General features: G+C 64.9%; 17 protein-coding genes. 11 read left to right on the plus strand and 6 right to left on the minus strand.

The genetic code is table 11. The features are described from left to right. The 3 genes from CYJ10_RS26740 to CYJ10_RS26750 all read left to right on the plus strand — a co-directional run. A partial coding sequence (locus CYJ10_RS26740) for a catalase (RefSeq protein ID WP_101684572.1) occupies positions 1 to 1,212 on the plus strand: 1,212 nt, incomplete at its 5' end. A 152-nt stretch (positions 1,213 to 1,364) separates the two neighbouring features. Continuing rightward, a complete protein-coding gene (locus CYJ10_RS26745; RefSeq protein WP_101684466.1) occupies positions 1,365 to 1,715 on the plus strand; it encodes a hypothetical protein in 351 nt (116 codons plus the stop codon). A gap of 54 nt (positions 1,716 to 1,769) precedes the next feature. Next, positions 1,770 to 2,759: an alpha/beta fold hydrolase gene (locus tag CYJ10_RS26750; RefSeq protein WP_101684467.1), complete on the plus strand. Its 990-nt coding sequence runs from the start codon at positions 1,770 to 1,772 to the stop codon at positions 2,757 to 2,759. A 394-nt stretch (positions 2,760 to 3,153) separates the two neighbouring features. On the opposite strand, the gene CYJ10_RS26755 is transcribed toward CYJ10_RS26750, so the two are convergent. Then, positions 3,154 to 4,050 (minus strand): LysR family transcriptional regulator, encoded by an 897-nt coding sequence (locus tag CYJ10_RS26755; protein WP_101684468.1) that lies wholly within the window; start codon positions 4,048 to 4,050, stop codon positions 3,154 to 3,156. 107 nt (positions 4,051 to 4,157) lie between these two features. Here CYJ10_RS26755 and CYJ10_RS26760 point away from each other — a divergent pair, with 107 nt between their 5' ends. Further along, entirely contained in the window at positions 4,158 to 5,171 is a 1,014-nt protein-coding gene (locus CYJ10_RS26760) for an aldo/keto reductase (RefSeq protein WP_101684469.1), read from the plus strand. Between the two features lie 34 nt (positions 5,172 to 5,205). After that, entirely contained in the window at positions 5,206 to 6,453 is a 1,248-nt protein-coding gene (locus tag CYJ10_RS26765) for an MFS transporter (protein WP_101684470.1), read from the plus strand. A 129-nt stretch (positions 6,454 to 6,582) separates the two neighbouring features. Here CYJ10_RS26765 and rfbC read toward each other — a convergent pair whose 3' ends face one another. The 5 genes from rfbC to CYJ10_RS26790 are packed head-to-tail and all read right to left on the minus strand — an operon-like array spanning position 6,583 to position 10,860. Then, positions 6,583 to 7,134, minus strand: a complete 552-nt coding sequence (gene rfbC / locus CYJ10_RS26770; RefSeq protein WP_101684471.1) for a dTDP-4-dehydrorhamnose 3,5-epimerase — start codon at positions 7,132 to 7,134, stop codon at positions 6,583 to 6,585. Continuing rightward, entirely contained in the window at positions 7,131 to 8,072 is a 942-nt protein-coding gene (gene rfbD / locus CYJ10_RS26775; RefSeq protein WP_101684472.1) for a dTDP-4-dehydrorhamnose reductase, read from the minus strand. The genes rfbC and rfbD overlap by 4 nt, the downstream gene beginning before the upstream one ends. After that, complete coding sequence (gene rfbB / locus CYJ10_RS26780) at positions 8,062 to 9,141, minus strand: dTDP-glucose 4,6-dehydratase (protein ID WP_101684473.1); 1,080 nt, start codon at positions 9,139 to 9,141, stop codon at positions 8,062 to 8,064. The genes rfbD and rfbB overlap by 11 nt, the downstream gene beginning before the upstream one ends. Positions 9,142 to 9,159: 18 nt before the next feature. After that, positions 9,160 to 9,963, minus strand: a complete 804-nt coding sequence (locus tag CYJ10_RS26785) for a 2OG-Fe(II) oxygenase (protein WP_101684474.1) — start codon at positions 9,961 to 9,963, stop codon at positions 9,160 to 9,162. 12 nt (positions 9,964 to 9,975) lie between these two features. After that, the gene (locus tag CYJ10_RS26790; RefSeq protein WP_180863070.1) at positions 9,976 to 10,860 is read right to left on the minus strand and encodes a helix-turn-helix domain-containing protein; all 885 of its coding nucleotides are present in this window, start codon (positions 10,858 to 10,860) and stop codon (positions 9,976 to 9,978) included. 681 nt (positions 10,861 to 11,541) lie between these two features. Here CYJ10_RS26790 and CYJ10_RS26795 point away from each other — a divergent pair. Genes CYJ10_RS26795 through CYJ10_RS26820 form a run of 6 tightly spaced genes read left to right on the plus strand, consistent with a single transcriptional unit; the run spans position 11,542 to position 19,339 of the window. Then, a complete protein-coding gene (locus CYJ10_RS26795) occupies positions 11,542 to 13,053 on the plus strand; it encodes a mannose-1-phosphate guanylyltransferase/mannose-6-phosphate isomerase (protein WP_101684573.1) in 1,512 nt (503 codons plus the stop codon). Positions 13,054 to 13,097: 44 nt separating this feature from the next. Continuing rightward, positions 13,098 to 13,844: a sugar transferase gene (locus tag CYJ10_RS26800; RefSeq protein ID WP_101684476.1), complete on the plus strand. Its 747-nt coding sequence runs from the start codon at positions 13,098 to 13,100 to the stop codon at positions 13,842 to 13,844. Further along, a complete protein-coding gene (locus CYJ10_RS26805) occupies positions 13,825 to 15,024 on the plus strand; it encodes a polysaccharide biosynthesis/export family protein (RefSeq protein WP_101684477.1) in 1,200 nt (399 codons plus the stop codon). Before CYJ10_RS26800 ends, CYJ10_RS26805 begins: the two co-directional genes overlap by 20 nt. Before the next feature lie 29 nt (positions 15,025 to 15,053). Further along, positions 15,054 to 17,255 (plus strand): GNVR domain-containing protein, encoded by a 2,202-nt coding sequence (locus CYJ10_RS26810; protein ID WP_101684478.1) that lies wholly within the window; start codon positions 15,054 to 15,056, stop codon positions 17,253 to 17,255. A 14-nt stretch (positions 17,256 to 17,269) separates the two neighbouring features. Next, entirely contained in the window at positions 17,270 to 18,283 is a 1,014-nt protein-coding gene (locus CYJ10_RS26815) for a glycosyltransferase (RefSeq protein ID WP_101684479.1), read from the plus strand. 24 nt (positions 18,284 to 18,307) lie between these two features. Beyond that, entirely contained in the window at positions 18,308 to 19,339 is a 1,032-nt protein-coding gene (locus tag CYJ10_RS26820; RefSeq protein WP_101684480.1) for a glycosyltransferase family 2 protein, read from the plus strand. Positions 19,340 to 19,341 lie beyond the last annotated feature (2 nt).

A 19,341-nucleotide genomic window follows, 5' to 3' on the forward strand; every position in this document is an offset into this window, starting at 1 on the left:
GAGATCGGCAAGAAGACCGATCTCTTCCTGCGTTTCTCGTCGGTGGCCGGCGAACGCGGCGCCGCCGATGCCGAGCGCGACATTCGCGGCTTCGCCATCAAGTTCTATACCGAGGAAGGCAACTGGGATCTGGTGGGCAACAACACGCCGGTCTTCTTCCTGCGCGATCCGCTCAAGTTCCCCGACCTGAACCATGCTGTCAAGCGCGACCCGCGCACGGGCATGCGCAGCGCCGAGAACAACTGGGATTTCTGGACCAGCCTGCCCGAGTCGTTCCACCAGGTCACCATCACCATGAGCGAGCGGGGCATCCCGCGTAGCTGGCGCCATATGCACGGCTTCGGCAGCCATACGTACAGCTTCATCAGCAAGGACATGCAGCGCCATTGGGTGAAGTTCCACTTCGTGACCCAGCAGGGCGTGCAGAACCTGACCGATGCCGAAGCCGCCGAGGTGACCGGCCGCGACCGCGAATACCATCAGCGCGACCTGTACGAAGCCATCGAGCGCAACGAATTCCCGCGCTGGAAGCTGTTCGTGCAGATCATGCCCGAGGCCGACGCCGCCAAGTATCGCCACAACCCGTTCGACCTGACCAAGATCTGGTCGAAGAAGGACTACCCGCTGATCGAAGTGGGCGTGATGGAACTGAACCGTAATCCGGAGAACCATTTCGCCGAGGTGGAACAGGCCGCGTTCGCGCCGTCGACGATTGTGCCGGGCGTCGGCTTTTCGCCGGACAAGATGCTGCATGGCCGCCTGTTCTCGTACGGCGATGCCGAGCGCTACCGCCTGGGCGTGAACCACCACCTCATTCCGGTGAACTCGCCGAAGGCCGCCCGATACGTCAACAGCTATCACCGCGACGGCCGAGGCCGCACGGACGGCAACGGGGCCGGCACCATTGCCTACGAGCCGAACACCCGTGGCGAGTGGGCCGAGCAGCCCGATTTCCGTGAGCCGCCGCTGTCGGTCGACGGTGCCGCCGACCACTGGAACCACCGCGTGGACGACGACTACTTCTCGCAGGCGGGCGACCTGTTCCGCCTGATGTCGCCGGCCCAGCAGCAGACGCTGTTCGACAACACGGCCCGCGCGATCAAGGGCGTGTCGAAGCCCGTCCAGCGCAAGCACATCGACCACTGCACGCAGGCCGATGCGTCCTACGGCGCCGGTGTCGCGGCCGCCATCGAGAAGATCGAAGCGAAGTAATTATCCCTGGATGACCCGCGATCGTTGTATGAACTGGAGCTGCGCGCCGGGAGCCCGGCGCGCAGGCTCCTCCCGTCAGAATCGACGCGATGCGTTCCGTTCGTTGGTGCATTGGCCCACATTTTTTCTGAGATAACCGTCCAATAATCGCTATGACAAACTTCTTCTCACTACGAAAAATTCTGCTCCCCAGCTTTCTGGCCGTAGGCGCGTTGACCTTGCCGGCGCAAAAGGCAATAGCGCAACAGATTAAGAACCCGGACCCCTATACACAGGGTGCGCGAATCGGGAAAGCGGACCCGTACACCGATGGCGCAAAGTCGGAGAAGTTCGATACATACACGGACGGCGCACATTCGACGGCGGGCTCCCACTTGGTCGATGACAAGGCAAAAGCCTATACGCGAGGGGAAAATAACGGCGCCCGTGATCCGTACACGGATGGCGCCAAGGTTGGCAAGCCTGACCCGTACACCGACGGTTCGCGCAAGACGCAAAAGTAAGGGCCGGTTACGGCGTAATCAAATAACTTGAATCAAGTTTTGCAGGAAAAGCTCATGTCGAACATCGTCCCTCAACAAAACGCTGAACAACTGGACGCGTCGCGCCGCAAGCTGCTGGTCGGCAGCACGGTGGGCGCCGCCGCCGCATCGCTGGCTTCGATCGCCGCGCTGACGCCGGCCGCCGCAGAAGCCGCGCCGGCCGCTGGCCGCCAGTCGAAGCAGGGTCACTACGTGACCACCAAGGACGGCACGCGCATCTTCTACAAGGATTGGGGTTCGGGCCGTCCGGTGGTGTTCTCGCACGGCTGGCCGCTCGACGCCGACGCCTGGGACGCCCAGATGCTGTTCCTGGTGCAGAAGGGCTTCCGTGTGATCGCCCACGACCGCCGCGGCCATGGCCGCTCGGACCAGCCGGCCCAGGGCAACGACATGAACACCTACGCCGATGACCTGGCCGCCGTGCTCGACGCGCTGGACATCAAGGGCGCCACGCTGGTGGGTCACTCCACCGGCGGCGGCGAAGTGGCCCGCTACATCGGCCGCCACGGCACCAAGCGCGTGGCCAAGGCCGTGCTGATCGGCGCCGTGCCGCCGACCATGGCCAAGAGCGCCGCCTACCCGAACGGCCTGCCGATGGAAGTGTTCGACAACATCCGCAAGGGCGTTGCCGAGAACCGCTCGCAGTTCTACAAGGACCTGGCCGTGCCGTTCTTCGGCTTCAACCGTCCGAACGCCAAGACGTCGCAAGGCACCATCGACGCCTTCTGGGCGCAGGGCATGGCCGGCGGCATCCTGGGCCAGTACCTGTGCATCAAGGAGTTCTCGGAAGTGGACTACACCGAGGACCTGAAGAAGATCGACGTCCCCACGCTGATCCTGCACGGCGACGACGACCAGATCGTGCCGATCGACAACGCCGCCAAGCTGTCGGCCAAGATCGTCAAGAACGCCAAGCTGAAGGTCTACCCGGGCGCCTCGCACGGCATGTGCGTGGTCAACGCCGACCAGGTCAATGCCGATCTGCTGGCCTTCCTGAACGCCTGACGCCCGCAGATGCACTAACGCCATGTGCGAAACGAAACGGTCGTGCTCGGCAGGCCCGCGACCGCTTCTCTAGTTTCATCTTCTTCGCCGAGTTGGACCGTCAATAGTAGTGGGAACGCGATCGTAAGGTCGCGTGACCGGTGTCTCCCGGGCATCGGACTTTTTTTGCCCTTCCGAGCGATCGAGCGAGCGACACCACTAGGTTCACCAACGGTCATTGAGCTCGCATACTGGCGATGTCCCTTTATGGCCGATAATAGACGTGCGTCTGCACGTACGTATGCAAGCAAACGGCCCGCCGGTGGCCGGCGATTGTCCTCGGCTGTGAGGCGTGGGCTTTAATGTGTCGAGGGCGCGAGCCATAGGCGATCCGATGAATGCAGACCGGCCACCGTCAAAGGGAACTCGCCACGTCGGCGACGAGGGTCCGCAGCCAGATGTGCGCCGGGTCCTGCCGATAGCGCACGTGCCATGCCATGTGCAGCGGAAAGGTTCCGAGGTCGACCGGCGCGGGCACGACTTTCAGGCGCGGGTCGTGGGCCAGGCGTCGGCAAATCAGTTTGGGGAGCGTCGCGCAGTAGTCGGTGGCCGCGACAATCTCGGAGATGGTCGCGAAGTGCGTGACCGACACCACCACTTCACGCTTGAGCCCCTGACGGTCCAAGGCCTGGAAGAGGCCGGCGCGCAGGCGGCCCGGGGGCAGCACATTGACGTGCTTCAGTCGCTCGTATTGTGTCTTCGTGATCCGGCTGTCGATCGTCGGATGATCGGCACGCACCACGCAGGCCAGGCCGTCGTCCGCAATGTGTTGGACGACGAGATTGTCAGGCGTATCGCTGAGCCGGCCCAGCACCATCGCGGTGGGGCCTGAAGTCACGCCCGTCTCGGCAAGGTCGGTGCCGAAGGGCAGTAAACGCAGTTGAATACCTGGCGCGAGTGCGCCCAGCCGGGCGACCAGCGCGGGCACCAGCACGAACTCCACGTAGCTGTTCGGCGCGATCGTGATGACCTGATCGGCGCGCGATGGGTCGAAGGCCCGTTGTCCGAGTACCACCGTATCCATCGCAGCCAGCGCCTGGGTCAGGGCCGGTGCGAGCTGCTCGGCCTTCGCGGTGGGCCGCATGCCATAGCGTTCACGGATGAACAGCGGGTCCTGCAACACGATGCGCAGGCGCGACAGTGCGTTCGAAAGCGCCGCCTGCGTCATACCCAGGCGGTCGGCAGCACGGGTCACGCTGCGTTCCTCCATCAGCGCCACAAATATCGGCAGCAGGTTCAGGTCGTACCGCATCGACACATATATCGCAGGCAATAAAACTGGATTATAGGAAATAAATTGGATGAATCACTTGTCGGCGCCCATTATTCGCTCATCCCACTACCGAACCGGAGAGCACCATGACCCTCAAGAACCTCATCCCTGGCCGCCTGGGCTTTGGCACCGCCCCACTCGGCAACATGTTCCGCGCCATTCCCGAAGCCGAGGCGCAGGCAACTGTCGATGCCGCTTGGCAGGACGGCATCCGCTTCTTTGACACCGCGCCGTTCTACGGCGCCGGCCTGGCGGAGGCGCGCTTGGGCGACGTGCTGGCCGGCCGTGACCGCGACAGCATCGTGCTGGCCACCAAGGTCGGCCGTCTGGTCCTGGACGAGGTCGAGGATGTCGCCGCCCGAGACCTTGGCGAGAAGGGCGACGTGTTCCGGCACGGCCGCGCCAACCGGATCGTCAACGACTATTCCGAGGCGGCGACGCTGCGCTCGATCGAGGACAGCCTGCAGCGCCTGAAGACTGATCGGCTTGACATCGTATGGGTGCACGACGTTGCGCAGGACTTCTATGGTGACGAGTGGCTTGGCATGTTCGAGACCGCAAGAAAGGGGGCCTTCAAGGCGCTGGACCGCCTGCGTGACGAAGGCGTGATCCGCGCCTGGGGACTGGGCGTGAACCGGGTCGAGCCCATCGAACTGCTGCTTGACCTGCAGGGCCCGCAGCCGGACGGCTTCCTGCTCGCCGGCCGCTACACGCTGCTGGACCATTCGCGGGCCTTGCAGCGCGTGATGCCACAGGTGGCCAACCGCGGTCTGGGCATCGTGGTCGGCGGGCCCTACAGTTCAGGCGCGCTGGTCGGCGGCCCCAACTTCGAGTACGCCCCGGCGACGCCGGTGATCCTGGAGCGGGTGCAGGCGATCAAGACGATTGCCGATCGCCACAGCGTGACGATGAAGGCCGCAGGCCTGCAGTTCTCGCTGGCCCATCCGGCAGTGGCAGCCGTGATCCCTGGTGCCAGCCGGCCGGAACGCATCGCCGAAGATCGCGCTGCCTTGGAGGCGCAGGTGCCGGTCGACTTCTGGCGCGAACTGCGCCAGGCCGGACTGGTGCATCCGGACGCACCGCTGCCGCATGGCATCTGAAACACGTCTCGCATCACCACTCAGGAAGACCGTCATGCTCAATCAGGTTTCCGAAACTCCGCGCGCCTCGACAGGGACGTACCCCACCGAAGTACCCCAGGTCAGCCGCAGGACATTGACGCTGCTGGCATTGGCGCTCGGCACCTTCTCGATCGGTACGTCCGAATTCGCCAGCATGGGCCTGCTCCAGCAGTTTGCTGCGGGCCTGGAACTTGACCTGACCACCGCCACGCACGCCATCGAGGCCTACGCCCTGGGCGTGGTGCTCGGCGGTCCCGCTGTCACGATCCTGGCCGCCAAGCTGAACCGCAAGCACCTGTTACTGGCCTTGATGGGCGTCTTCGTGCTGGGCAATGTGCTGTCGGCGGTGGCGACCGGGCTGGTCAGCTTCACGCTGGCGCGCTTCCTGAGCGGTATTCCACAAGGGGCCTACTTTGGCGCCGGTGCCGTGGTGGCCTCCTACATCGTCGGGCCGGGGCAGGGTGGGCGCGCCTTTGCGCTGGTGATGACGGGCCTGACCGTCGCCACCATAGTGGGGTCGCCGCTGGCCACGCTGATGGGCCAGACGCTCGGCTGGCGCAATGCCTATCTTGCCGTGTCGGCACTGGGCCTGTTGTCGCTGCTGGCGCTATGGGCGTGGGTGCCCCGATCCAGCGCACTGAACGGTGGGCCGGTGCTGCAGGAGCTTCGGGCCCTGAACCGTCCTGCCGTCTGGGCAATGGTGGCCGTGGCCGCCCTGGGCGTGGCCAGCATCTTCGCCGTCTACACGTTCATTGGCCCCCTCGTTACCGACGGCGCGCTGCTCGGCGAGCGCTGGATTCCGGTTGCGCTGGGCATCTTCGGCGTCGGCATGACGGCGGGCAACGTCGTCGGCGGCTGGCTGGCCGACCGTCACCCCACGCGGGGCCTGGTAGCCGGTTTTGGCAGCGCGTTGGTCGCCATGGCCCTCCTGGCGATGGGCGGTCGGAACGCTGGTGTCCTCATGGCCGGGCTGTTTGCCGTGGGCGCAACGATGATGGTTGCGATCCCAACCATCCAGGTCCGGCTGACGCAGGCCGCGCCAGATGCACCGACGCTGATGGGGGCCATGAATCTGGCTGCCCTTAACGTGGCGAACGCCGTTGGCGCCTGGACGGGCGGGCAGGCCATCGCGCATGGCCACGGGCTGCTGTCTGCAGTGTGGGCCGGCTTTGCGCTGACCTTGGCCGGTCTCGTGCTGTTCGTGCAGATCTCACGCGATCCCGCCAGCGTTGACCAGGCGAATGAGGCCTGCCCGGTTTAGGGCATGGCGATGATCCGACTGGCCTGTCTTCTGGTGGTCGCTGCGATGATTGGTCGCGGCCAGAACAGAAACTCACCTGGTTGCATGCAGCATCGCGCCGCGACGTCGCTAACGAGGCGAGCGGCGCGGCTAGGCGAATACCTCCGCTTCGTCAAGGGTGCGCCCGGCAGCGTCCTTGGCAGCCACTATCGGCGTGCCGGAAAGCGGCCATTCGATGGCAATACGTCCGTCGTTCCAATGCAGTGAGCGTTCGTGCTCCGGGTGCCAGGTGTCCGTGGTCTTGTAGAGGAATTCCGCGTAGTCCGACAGCACGAGAAACCCGTGCGCAAATCCTTCCGGAATCCATAGCTGGCGCTTGTTTTCGGCGGACAACACCTCGCCGACCCACTTGCAGAATGTTGGCGAACTGCTGCGCAGGTCCACGGCCACGTCAAATACCGCACCCGCCACGACGCGCACGAGCTTGGCCTGGGGATGTCGAATCTGGTAGTGCAGCCCGCGGAGCACGTTCCGGGACGACCGGGAGTGATTGTCCTGGACGAAATTGCGTTTCACCCCGGTGGCGGCTTCAAACTCGATTCCGTTGAAGCTCTCGAAGAAGAATCCCCGCTCGTCGCCAAACACTTTGGGTTCGACGATCAGCACATCGGGGATCCGGGTAGGAACAAGATTCATGGTCATGGCGCACCTCTAGGAGGAGTTTCGGACAGTATTTGCTTCATGACGAGGCTTAATCCGTCCCGCCAGTGCGGTAGGTGCAGGCCGAACGTCTCGCGCAGTTTTGCCGTGGCAAGCCGAGAATTCGCGGGGCGACGGGCCGGCAACGGATAGTCGGCTGCGTCAATCGGCTGGATGTCCTGGGGTTGGACTTTAAGTACTACCCCGCGCTCGGCAGCCTGCCTCAGCACTTCCGAGGCATAGGCATGCCAGTTCGTGTCTCCGCCAGCGGCAAGGTGATAGAGACCCGCCGGGAACACGGCACGGTCGCCGAAGATCCAGTGTCGGGCCACGATGTGCGCGGTGACATCGGCCACGAGGCCAGCAGGTGTCGGAGCGCCAAACTGGTCCGAAACGATGCGCAGGGTGTCGCGGTCACGACCCAGTTTCAGCATGGTTTTCGCGAAGTTGCTGCCATACGCGCCGAAGACCCAGCTTGTGCGCAAAACAAGCGCTGTCGCCTTCGTTGCGAGCACCGCTTCTTCGCCGGCCAGCTTGCTTTCTCCGTAGACCGATAAAGGATTGGGTGCATCCGTTTCGGAGTACGGGCCATCCGCTGTGCCATCGAACACGTAGTCGGTGGAATAGTGCACGAGCAGGGCGTCCAGAACGCTCGCCTCCTCGGCGAGGATACCGGGTGCATCGCCATTGACGGCGAATGCAAGTGCGGCGTCTTTTTCCGCCTTGTCGACTGCCGTATAGGCCGCAGCATTGACGATAACGTTGGGCGCGATGTCCCGCACAAGCTCGCGCAATCGGGCGGTATCGGTCAGGTCGCATGCCGCGTGGTCCAGCGCGATCACGTGGCCAAGCGGGGCAAGGCTGCGGCACAGTTCGAAGCCAATCTGGCCGTTGCAGCCCGTCACGAGCAGCGTGGGCACGCTGAGGTTGTCACGCGGCATATTGCGTTTGCACCCATTTGCGGTACTCGCCCGACATGACGTCACGTACCCATGGCTGGTTGTTGAGGTACCAGGCGACTGTCTTGGCCAGGCCGGTTTTGAAGGTTTCGGAGGGGCGCCAGCCTAGTTCGCTTTCGAGCTTGCGGGCATCGATTGCGTAGCGGCGGTCGTGGCCGGGCCGGTCCTTCACGAAACGGATCTGTTCGCGATAGGAGCCGGCGGTGCGCGGTTGCAGCGCGTCGAGCTGGTCGCACAGCGCGTGGACGACTTCGAGGTTCGTTTTCTCGTTCCAGCCGCCTACGTTGTAGGTGTCGCCGACTCGTCCGCGCGTCAGCACTTCGCGGATCGCGGCGCAGTGGTCGCCGACATAGAGCCAGTCGCGCACATTTGCGCCGTCACCGTACACCGGCAGCGGCTGTCCCGCCAGCGCGTTGGCGATCACCAGCGGCACCAGTTTTTCCGGAAACTGGTACGGACCGTAGTTGTTCGAGCAGTTTGTCGTGAGGACGGGCAGCCCATAGGTGTGGTGCCAGGCGCGCACGAGATGGTCGGAAGCCGCCTTCGACGCCGAGTAGGGGCTGTTTGGCGCGTAGCTGGTGGTCTCCGAGAACGGGGCGTCAGCGGGCCCCAGGGAGCCGAACACCTCGTCGGTGGAGACGTGCAGGAAGCGGAAGCCCGCCTGTTCGGCGTCGGGCAATCCGCACCAATAGCCGCGCACGGCTTCCAGCAGCGTATAGGTGCCGCCGATATTGGTATCGATGAAGGCCACCGGCCCCAGTATGGACCGGTCGACATGGCTTTCTGCCGCAAAGTGGATGACCGCGCGCGGGCGGTACCGGGCAAGCAGGCTGTCCATCGCCGCCCGATCGCCGATGTCGGCCTGGACGAAGATGTGGCGCGCGTCGCCATCGAGTTCGTCCAGGCTGCGCCGGTTTCCGGCGTAGGTGAGCTTGTCGACGTTGATGATACGGTCGGCCTCGGCGGGACCGGCGGCCGGACGGCGCAGCCAGTCGAGCACGAAGTTGGTGCCGATGAAGCCGGCGCCACCGGTGACGAGTATGGATGACATGTGACCCCCTCGCGCCGGTCAGCGGCCGACGATGCGTCGCGCCAACGCCTTGGCGTAAGGCGGGGTAATTCCAGTCAGGATGTCCCGTGCAGTCAGTGGAAAGTCGGTGCCGGGTGCCGCCTGGAAGCGCGTCGTGTGAACGTCGGCCACCTCGTCCTCGGGGCGGCCGTTCGAATAGTAGTAGAGCGCGATCGAACGCCGCGAGACGCCTTGCGGGCAGGCCAGCGGCACGGGGTGCCCGTGCCAGGAACATTCGTTCGTACTGAAGACGACCAGCCGGTTGCCAATCGGCGCGATCTTGCGCACGCAATGCTGCACGCTCTCGTCCCACAGTTGCAGGTGGCCGGCCCAGCTATCCTCCCAGGTGTCGTTGAGGTAGAGCAGTACGTTCACCCGTCGGTCGAGCTTCCATTCAAGGTGGTAGTTGTAGTCGATATGCAGGCCCAGGTGGCCGCCGGGCAGCGTCTGGTGCAGCCCGCCGCCATGCAGGTGAGGATCGGGCACCAGCCCGCGCACGCCGGTCAGCGTCTCCAGAAAGCGAACGAAGCCAGGGCCGTTCAGTTCGACGATCAAGGCGCGCAGCGCGGGCGGGATGGCATAGAAGTCCTGGATCTGGAGCTTGAGGTTCTCGGTAGCCGACTGATACTTGAACCAGGCGCCCTCCTTCCGGCTCGGGAACGCATCGCTGGCTTCGTGGTAGATGTCCGGGTCAAGGAAGTCGTCGATACAGGCATGCGGGAAGGGCGGAGCGGTCTTGTACGGCTCGGCGAGTTCGCGCGCCATCCAGTCGAGTTTGGCCAGGTCAAGCAAGTCGTTACGCATGCTCAGCACTCCTCAGGTTGCGGTTGGATCCGACCCTGGGCTCGCCGGCCCCTGGTTCCGATACTCCGTGGGCGACAATGCAAACCGTTTGCGGAAGATCTTGCCGAGCCGGTCGCCGTTGCCCATGCCGCAGCGCCGGGCCACCTTGTCCACCGGCAGCGTTGTCTTGACCAGCAACTGGCAAATCATGTCGAGCCGCGTCTGCAACAGGTATTCCGACGGCGTCATGCCGATCGTGAACTTGAAGCGGCGCAGATAGTTACGCTCGCTCATCGCGGCAAAGCGCGCGGCGTCGGCAACCGAAATGGGCTCCATGTAGTGTTCGGCGATCCAGCGCGCTGAGGCCAGGATCTTGTTTGCTGTGGCGGTCGACAGATCTGGCGTGTCGTCGATGTCGTAGGGCTCGATCTCGGGCATCGTCTCGCGGCGTGGATCGAGTTGCCGGGCCACCTCGCCGGCCACCTCGGGGCCCAGGTCTGCCTCGATCTGGGCGAGCGCCATGTCGATGGCCGATGGCATGATTTCGGGCGCATGGTCGGCGCCCCCCCGGCACCAGAAGACCGACGCGGCCGCCCCAGCACCCCCTTCCTGGCCGCTTGCCCCCTCGGCACGCGACACGCGTGGTGCCAGCATCTCGCGGCCCCGCGTGCTGCGCTCCAGCGTCGATGCGCTGACTTCCATGATGGCGCTGGTCACGCGGGCATCGCGCTCGCTTGCTGGCTCGCGCTCGCTGCAGGCGATGAACACGGCGCCAAAGCCTCGCTGACCCGCCGCATCGAGACCCTGTGTCCAGATGCGCACCGACGAGGAGCACGCGATGTTGCCGCCGCGATACGACAGCAATGACAACTGATAGAACGGTCGGCCGTTACGTTGCAGTTCAAGCTCGTTAGCCACGCGGAAGGCCTCCGCAATGATGCCTGCGGTCAGGAGCGAGCATCCATCGAACAACAGCAGACCAATGCGTTGCGTCTGGGCGTTTCCGCCGATGAGAAAAGGCCCCGGGGGCCGAGTCGGCGCAGGCATCTCGACAAGGTGATCCATGGCGTGTCCACCCCTTGCGAAGGCGATTCAAAAACGAATCTATTGCATTGCATCATATGCAATTTGCGGCGATGCACAATGGTGCCTGGCTGAATTTTCCGTGATGTTGGCTGATCGACGCGGGTGTCATTGAAAATCAGTGAAAATATGCGCCAAGCGCCGCAGCACGATTATCAAAAATGAATCAGATATGGTAATTGTTACGCCACGTCTGACCGTTTCTGTATGTGTATATGATAAAAGTATCAAGAAAATCAGCGACTTCCCCGTCATTGTGCAATGCGGATGATGCGTGGCCATATTGCGGGGCATTCGCGCACCGTGGACGGGAACCGTGCACACATATATGCAAGACGAGCCGATGACATAATGACTTTGTATCAACAAAAATACGTTTTGAAGTGTATTTTCAAGTTGCATCGGTCAAATCTTCTGCATTATCGGCCATCGGGGAAATGATGCATTCTTGCGCATCTATGCTTCAGTGCAGCAAAACGGTTCATGCCGTATGCGCTGCCCGAACAGGAGCCCAGGATGCCTATCACTGCCCCCGCCGATCTTCCTTCCCACGCCCCCGTCACGTCCGACGACGTCCAGAGCGCGCTGCGGATCCGACCCGTGGTACTGGCGGGGGGCTCAGGTACACGGCTTTGGCCGCTGTCCCGCAAGCACTGTCCGAAGCAGCTGATCGATGTGATCGGGCGCGACTCCCTCTTGCAGTCCACGGTGCGGCGCATGGCGGTGCTACGCGACGACGGTCGTCATGCCCCCGCCGCCGCGATCATCGTGTGCGGCGAGCCACATCGGTTCATGACGGCGCAGCAGCTTGCGGCGTCCGGCACCGAAGCGCAGATCGTGGTCGAGCCCGCCGGGCGCAACACGGCGCCGGCCCTGACACTGGCTGCGCTGCTGGCGACGGCGCAGGGGGAAGACGGCATCCTCGTGGTCATGCCAGCCGACCATGTCATTGCCGATACGGAGGCATTCGGCTACGCCATTGCACATGCCGCCCGGTTCGCGGAGCACGGCGCCATCGTGACGCTTGGCGTGCCGCCCACCCGCGCGGACACCGGCTACGGCTACATCCGCATCGGCGCGGCGCTGGGCGACGCGGCGCGCACCATCGACAGTTTTGTCGAAAAGCCTGCCGCCGAGCTTGCGCAGCAGTACGTGGCGTCTGGCGAGTACTGGTGGAACAGCGGCATCTTCGTCGTACGCGCCAGCACCTGGCTGGCGACGCTGCAGCGCCTGCAGCCAGACATGCATGCGGCGTGCTCAGGTGCCTTCGCGCAGGGCCGTCAGGACGGCCCGTACTTCTACCCCGATGCCACGGCGTTCGCGGCAATCCCGTCTGACTCGATCGACTACGCCGTCATGGAGCACCTGGCGCGCACCGACGGCGTGCAGGGCGTGGTGATGCCGTTGGTGGCAGGCTGGTCGGACCTGGGCTCGTGGGACGCAGTGTGGGATGCCATCGACAAGGACGACGACGGCAATGCCGCGCGCGGCCGCGTGATGTACGAAGGCGCCACCTCGTGCTATGTCCACGCTGACGGCCGGCTGGTGGCGTGCGTGGGCACCACGAACCTGATCGTCGTGGAAACGCCCGATGCCGTGTTGGTAGTGGATCGCTCCCAGGTGCAGGGCGTCAAGGGGCTGGTGGAGCGGCTTGCCAGGCAGCAGGGCAGCGAGGCCGAGAACCATCGCAAGGTGCAGCGGCCGTGGGGCTGCTACGACTCGCTTGATCAGGGCGAGCGCTTTCAGGTCAAGCACATCGTCGTGCACCCAGGAGCATCGCTGTCGCTGCAGCTACACCACCACCGCGCCGAACACTGGACCGTCGTGCGGGGCACGGCGCGCGTCACGCGTGGCGAAGAGCAGTTCCTGTTGAGCGAGAACGAGTCGACCTATATCCCGATTGGCGTCACGCACCGGCTGGAAAACCCCGGGAAGCTGCCGCTCGAAGTCATTGAGGTGCAATCGGGGGCCTACCTGGGCGAGGACGACATCGTCCGCATCGCCGATACCTACGGGCGCTGCGCCTGAGTCGCGCGCCATCGGTCACCCTTTGGCTCACGGGAGAAGGCGTCATGCGTTTCATCAAATCATTGCTTGCCAGATCGGGCATCCTGCCCACGCGCTTTACCGCCGCGTCGTCGGCCTTGTCGCCGGGCCTGGCCGATGGCTTGGCGCCCTCGCACCACGCCGGCCAGCGTTACGCCGGCGCTTACGGTCAGGCCGCCAAGCGCGCGTTCGATGTTGGCGCGGCGCTGGTGCTGTTGCTCCTGCTGTCGCCGCTGATGCTGACGGTGGCCCTGCTCGTGATGCGCGACGGTGGCCCGTGCGTGTTCGGTCATACCCGGGTCGGGATGGGCGGCCGCAAGTTCTCTTGCCTCAAATTTCGCTCGATGGTGCGCGATGCCGATGCGGTGCTCAAGGAACTGCTCGCCAGTGATCCGGTGGCACGCGCCGAATGGGAGAAGGATTTCAAGCTGCGCAACGATGTGCGCGTCACGGCGCTGGGGCGCTTTATCCGCAAGACCAGCATCGACGAGTTGCCGCAGCTATGGAACGTGGTGCGCGGCGACATGAGCCTGGTGGGGCCGCGCCCGGTAGTGGAAAAGGAGCTCGAACGCTACGGCGAATCGGCGTCGTACTACCTGCGCGTACTGCCCGGCATCACCGGGCTCTGGCAGGTCAGCGGACGCAACGATGCCGACTACGACAAGCGTGTGACGCTTGATGTGGCCTACGTCCGCAACTGGACCTTTGCCGGCGATATCGTGATCCTGTTCAAAACAATTGGCGTGGTGATCCATGGTCGCGGCGCATACTGACCTGCCCTGGCGTAAGCGCCTGGCGGCCGTCCTGCTCTGGGGCGTGGTCCTGCACTTCCTGGGCGGCTGCGCCATGGCGCCTGGCATGACGTACAAGGCCACCACGACGGCGCCGCAGCCGGGCGAGGAATCGGCGCAGCCGGGCGCGCCGGCATCCAGTCTGCCGCCGATACAGGGCGTGCAGTCCGTGTCGCGCGACAGCCTGGTCGAGATCGACAGCGCGCTGCTTGCGTCGCAGCGTGCGGCACAACCCGACGGTGTGGCGCCCGCGGTGCGCGCGCTGTTCGACAAGCCGCGGCCCTACGTCCTGGGCCCCGGCGATGTGCTCAGCATCGTGGTTTGGGGGCATCCCGAACTGAACCTGCCTGCGCTGCAGGTGACTAGCGGCGTCGATACGTCGGGGTCGAATGCCGTGGTCACGGGGTACACCGTCGACGCGCGCGGCAATGTTCAGTACGCGTTTGTCGGCATGGTGCCGGTTGCGGGGCTGACCGAGGCCGAAGCGCGCGACCGGCTCACGCAGCGGCTGGCCGAGTACGTGCGCAATCCACAGGTGACGCTGCGCATCCAGGCGTATCGCAGCAAGCGCGTGTACATGGACGGCGCCGTGCAACAGGCGGGCCTGCAGATCATCAACGACGTGCCGATGACGCTGCCCGAGGCCATCAACCGCGCCGGCGGGTTCAGCGCGGCGGCGGATCGCTCCTGGATTGCCGTCACGCGCGGTGAGCAAACGGCGCGCGTGAGTCTGCCCGACCTGATCGCGAAAGGCGCGAATCCGTCTGACATCCTGCTGCGCGATGGCGACCTCGTGCGTGTCTATGCCGCGAACGACAGCAAGGTCTATGTGATTGGCGAGGTGGCACGCAACGCCGCGCTGACGATGAACAATGGAAAGTTGAGCCTGAATCAGGCGCTGGGCGACGCGGGCGGCGTGAGCCAGTATTCGGGCGATGCGCAGCAAGTGTATGTGGTGCGCGGCAACGGCGGCACTCAGCCCCGGGTCTTCCATCTGGATGCCAGCACGCCTTCGGCGATGGCGCTGGCTGACGGTTTTGCGCTGCAGGCGAACGACGTGGTGTTCGTCGACACGTCGTCGCTCGTGCGCTGGAGCCGGGTGGTCAACCTGCTCCTGCCGACCGCGCAGACCGCGACGGCAAGCCGGGCGTTGGCGCCGTAGGCCTTTCGAGTTCCTGGAGACACGCGGTCATGAACACTTCGTACCTGGCAAATCCGGCATATGAGACTGCGTCCCGCCCGGCGGCGCGCGCCATGAACCCGCTGACGACGCTGTCGGCAAGCCGGTGGCTGATCGTGTGCACGACATCGGCCTGTCTGCTGGCTGGGATTGCCTATGCCGTGTTCACGCGCCCGGTCTACCGCTCGGACATGCTGATCCAGGTAGAGCCGAGCACCATCGAAAACCGTTCCACGTCAGGGGACCCGAAGCTCACGCCCGAGATAAAGCCCGACACTACGTCCGAGATCCAGGTCATCAGTTCGCGCATGGTAGTTTCCCGTGCGGTAGAAGCGCTCCGGCTCCATCTCGACGTCACGCCGCGCTACCTGCCGGTGATCGGCTGGTGGCTGGCCGAGCGTGCCCAAGGCTACTCGCGCCCGATTGGCGGCCACGTCTATGGCAAGGAACGTATCGACGTCACGACCTTCGACGTGCCCGCGGCCTATCAGGGCCAGCCATTCACGCTCACGCTGGGCGAGCATGGCGCCTTCACCTTGGAGTTGTCGTCGACGTTCGGCACCCCGGTGGTGTCGCTGCAAGGCCGCGTCGGCATGCTGCTGCGAGCCGACACGCCGCGCGGGCCGCTGGCGCTGCTGGTACGCGCTGCGGATGGGCAGCCCGGCGCCAGCTTTACCCTGAAGCGCTATTCGGAGACCGCCACCACTGAATGGCTGCAGAAAACGCTGGCGATTGGTGAACGCGGCAAGCAGTCGAACATCATCGGCATATCGCTGGACAGTGTCGATCCGGTCCAGGCGTCGCGCATCCTCAACGAGATCGGCCGGGAGTATGTCGACCAAAATGTGCGCCGCCGCTCCGAGGAAGCGGACAAGTCGATCCGCTTCCTGGACGAGCAGCTGCCGCAACTGAAGAAGCAGCTGGGGGAATCCGAAAGCCGCTACAACGCCTTTCGCGCCCAGCAGGGTACGGTCGATACCAGCCAAGAGGCCCGGGCGCTGCTGCAGCAAAGCGTGGAGGCCGAGACCCGGCTTGTGGACCTGCGCCAGAAGCGCCAGGAACTGCTGACGCAGTACACCGAGAAGCACCCGGCTTTGCTGGCCATTGACGGCCAGTTGCGCGAGGCGCAGGCCGCGTTCTCCGTCGTACAGGGGCGAACGCGCCAGTTGCCACTGATCGAGCAGAAGGTCCTGCAACTGCAACGCGACATGCAGGTGGATACGGAGCTGTACACGAACCGGCTGAACGCTCGCCAGCAACTGACGCTGGTGCGCGCCGGCAAGGTGGCGAACGTGCGGCTTATCGATCCGGCCACGCCGCCCGAGACACCGATCAAGCCCCGGCGCGGCGTGGCCGTGGCGGGGTCCCTGCTGACGGGGCTGCTGGCGGGCATCGTGCTGGCGATGGCGCGTCGCCGTATCGTGGGCACGGTGCAGGATCGTGAGGAGATCGAGATCGCCACGGGCATTCCCGTCTATGCGACGGTGCCGCGCAGCCGCCTGACGGGGCCGCTGGGCACGGCGCGGACCCACCTGCGCGGCGGCCACGCGCAACTGCCCGATGCGGCCATCGAAAGCCTGCGCGCGGTGCGGACGACCCTGCATTTTGCGCTCAGCGATGCCCCCAACCGCGTGGTGCTGATCACGGGGCCCACCGCGGGGGTGGGCAAGTCGTTCGTGGCAGCGAACCTGGCGACGCTGGCCGGCGAGTCGAAGCGGCGCGTGCTGCTGATCGATGCTGACCTGCGTAATGGCGTGCTGCACAAGCGATTCCGGGTCGATCGCGGACCCGGCCTGGCCGAAGTGCTGACCGGCGCCTACGAAGCCGATGACGCGATCCGGCGTGACGTGGCGCATGGCCTGGACTTCCTGCCGACTGGCGCGCTCACCGCTGGTCCAAGTGAATTGCTGCTGCAGCCCGAGTTGTCGGCACTGGTTCAGCGGGTGGCCGCGCAATATGACATGGTGGTGCTCGACGGCCCGCCGCTGCTGCCCGTTGCCGATGCGTTGGTCCTTGGGCGTCTCGCCGGCACGGTGTTCATGGTGGCGCGCCACCGGGTGACCACGGTCGAACAGATCGATGAAAGCACACGGCGGCTGGCCCAGGCCAGTGTCACGGTGCGCGGGGTGATCTTTAACGACTTCACCGGCGCGCTGCATCGCTACAGCTACGCCTACGGCGCTACCGAAGGCCATCCTGGCACGTCAGCCTGACACGGAGAACCGACATGGCGCATCTGCACCACAAGCGCATCACGCTGGTAACCGTCACCTACGGCGACCGCCTGCACTACTGTGCCGAATTGCTGCGGCGCAGCCTCGGGCACGAAGGCGTGTCGCACGCCATCGTCGTCAGCAACAACGCCTGCGCCGATCTGTCACCGCTGGAGGTTGCCTGGGGCAAGCGCGTCACCATCGTGCGGCTCGCCGCGAACACGGGTTCGGCCAACGGTTATGCGGTGGGCATTGCCCGGGCGCTGGAACGCGATAGCACCGACTACATCTGGCTGATGGACGACGACAACGCGCCATGCGAGGGCGCGCTTGACGTGCTCTGCCATCAACTGGACCTGCTCACGCGCAAGCAGGGCCGGCGCCGCGCGGCGGTGCTCGGGTTCCGTCCTGATCACCAGGGCGACATCGCGGCGGGCGTGCCGGTGGGCCTGGCGATGCCGCCGCGCTCGAGCTACTTCGGCTTTCACGTGGGGCGCATCCCATACAAGATCTGGCGGCGTACGCCGTGGGGCAGGCCACGGTCCGATGCGATTCCCGATGTGGTGCATCTGCCGTTCGCGCCGTACGGCGGCCTGCTGGGACATCGCGAGATGTACGTAGACCTGGGGCTGCCGGAGCCCGAGCTGGTGCTGTACGCCGACGATACCGAGTACACGTGGCGGCTGACGGCGCGTGGCGGATGTATCGCGTTGGTCACGGCCGCGCGTCTCGAAGACCTGGAAGGCTCCTGGAACGTCAAGCGCAACTGGAAGAACCACTTCGAATGCATGTTGCTGAGCGGTTCGGATTTCCGCGCCTACTACAGCAGCCGCAACCAGGCATGGTTCGACCGCAACCACTGGTCCACATCCGGACTGATGTACCGGCTCAACCGCTTCGTGTTCCTGCGGCTGCTGCGCCTGTATGGCAGACGCCGCAACGCCGGCGCGCGGCTGCAGCTGCTTGAGCGCGCGATTGCTGATGGCGAGGCCAGCCGGCTGGGTTTCCACGCCGACTACTCGCTGTAGCGCCCACTTTTCACGGAGGCCACCATGCCGGACCCTATTGCATCGCCCGCGCTCACCGTCGTGATTGCCAACTACAACTATGCGCAGTACGTTGCGGGCGCCATTGATTCGGCGCTGGGACAGTTCACACCCGTGCATGTCATGGTGGTCGACGACGGCTCCACCGATGGCTCTCGCGCGATCATTGAGGGCTATGGCGCGCGCGTGGAAGCCGTGTTCCAGCGAAACGGCGGGCAGGTAGCCGCGTACAACCATGCGCTCGAACGTGTCCGCACACCGTATGTGCTATTTCTGGATGCCGACGACACGTTGTATCCCGAAGCCGCTGCCACGGTCCTGGCGACTTTCGATAAGGGCGACCCGGTCAAGGTGCAGTACCGGCTCGACGTCATGACGGCCGATGGCGCGCCCACCGGCGTCCAGGTGCCGCAGTCGATCCGCGCAGACGGTTGCGGGCGGATGTTGCGAGCCGGATGGCTGTATCCGTCGCCACCCGGCTCGGGCAATGCGTATCGCGTGGATGCGCTACGCCGCATCTTCCCGGTGCCGGTGGGTGCAGACAACATGCATGGCGCGGATTTCTACGCCATCTACGGCGTGGCGCTGCTGGGCGACGTCGGTGCGGTCGAGGCGGCGCTGGGCGGCTACCGGGTGCACCGGCCCACGCACGGCGACGCACCGGGCAGCGACCTGTCGCTCGCCAATGCCGAGGACGCGATGACCGGCGCCCTGCAGTCGGCACGGCGCTGGCAGATCCTGCGCGGCCTTGCCAAGGATCGGCTCGGCGTCGACCTGCCGCCGGGCGTGCTCGATTTCTCCGTGGAGAAAGCCCGGTTCGCGCAGCACGTGTATGGCGCGACGTTGGCGCGTCGGTGGCACTGGTTCCAGCATGAATCGGGACGGTATTTCCACACCATCGTCGCCAATCCGTTCTGGAGCCTGCGCAAGAAGGTGGCCGTGGGTTGCCTGACCACGCTTTGCCTGTTACCGGTGGGGCCCTTCAGCAACCGTGTGGTGCGATACATCGCCAACCCGCTCGCGCGGGCCAGCCACTAGGA

The sequence above is a fragment of the Cupriavidus pauculus genome (assembly GCF_002858765.1).
In the GTDB taxonomy this organism is placed as follows: Bacteria; Pseudomonadota; Gammaproteobacteria; order Burkholderiales; family Burkholderiaceae; genus Cupriavidus; species Cupriavidus pauculus_B.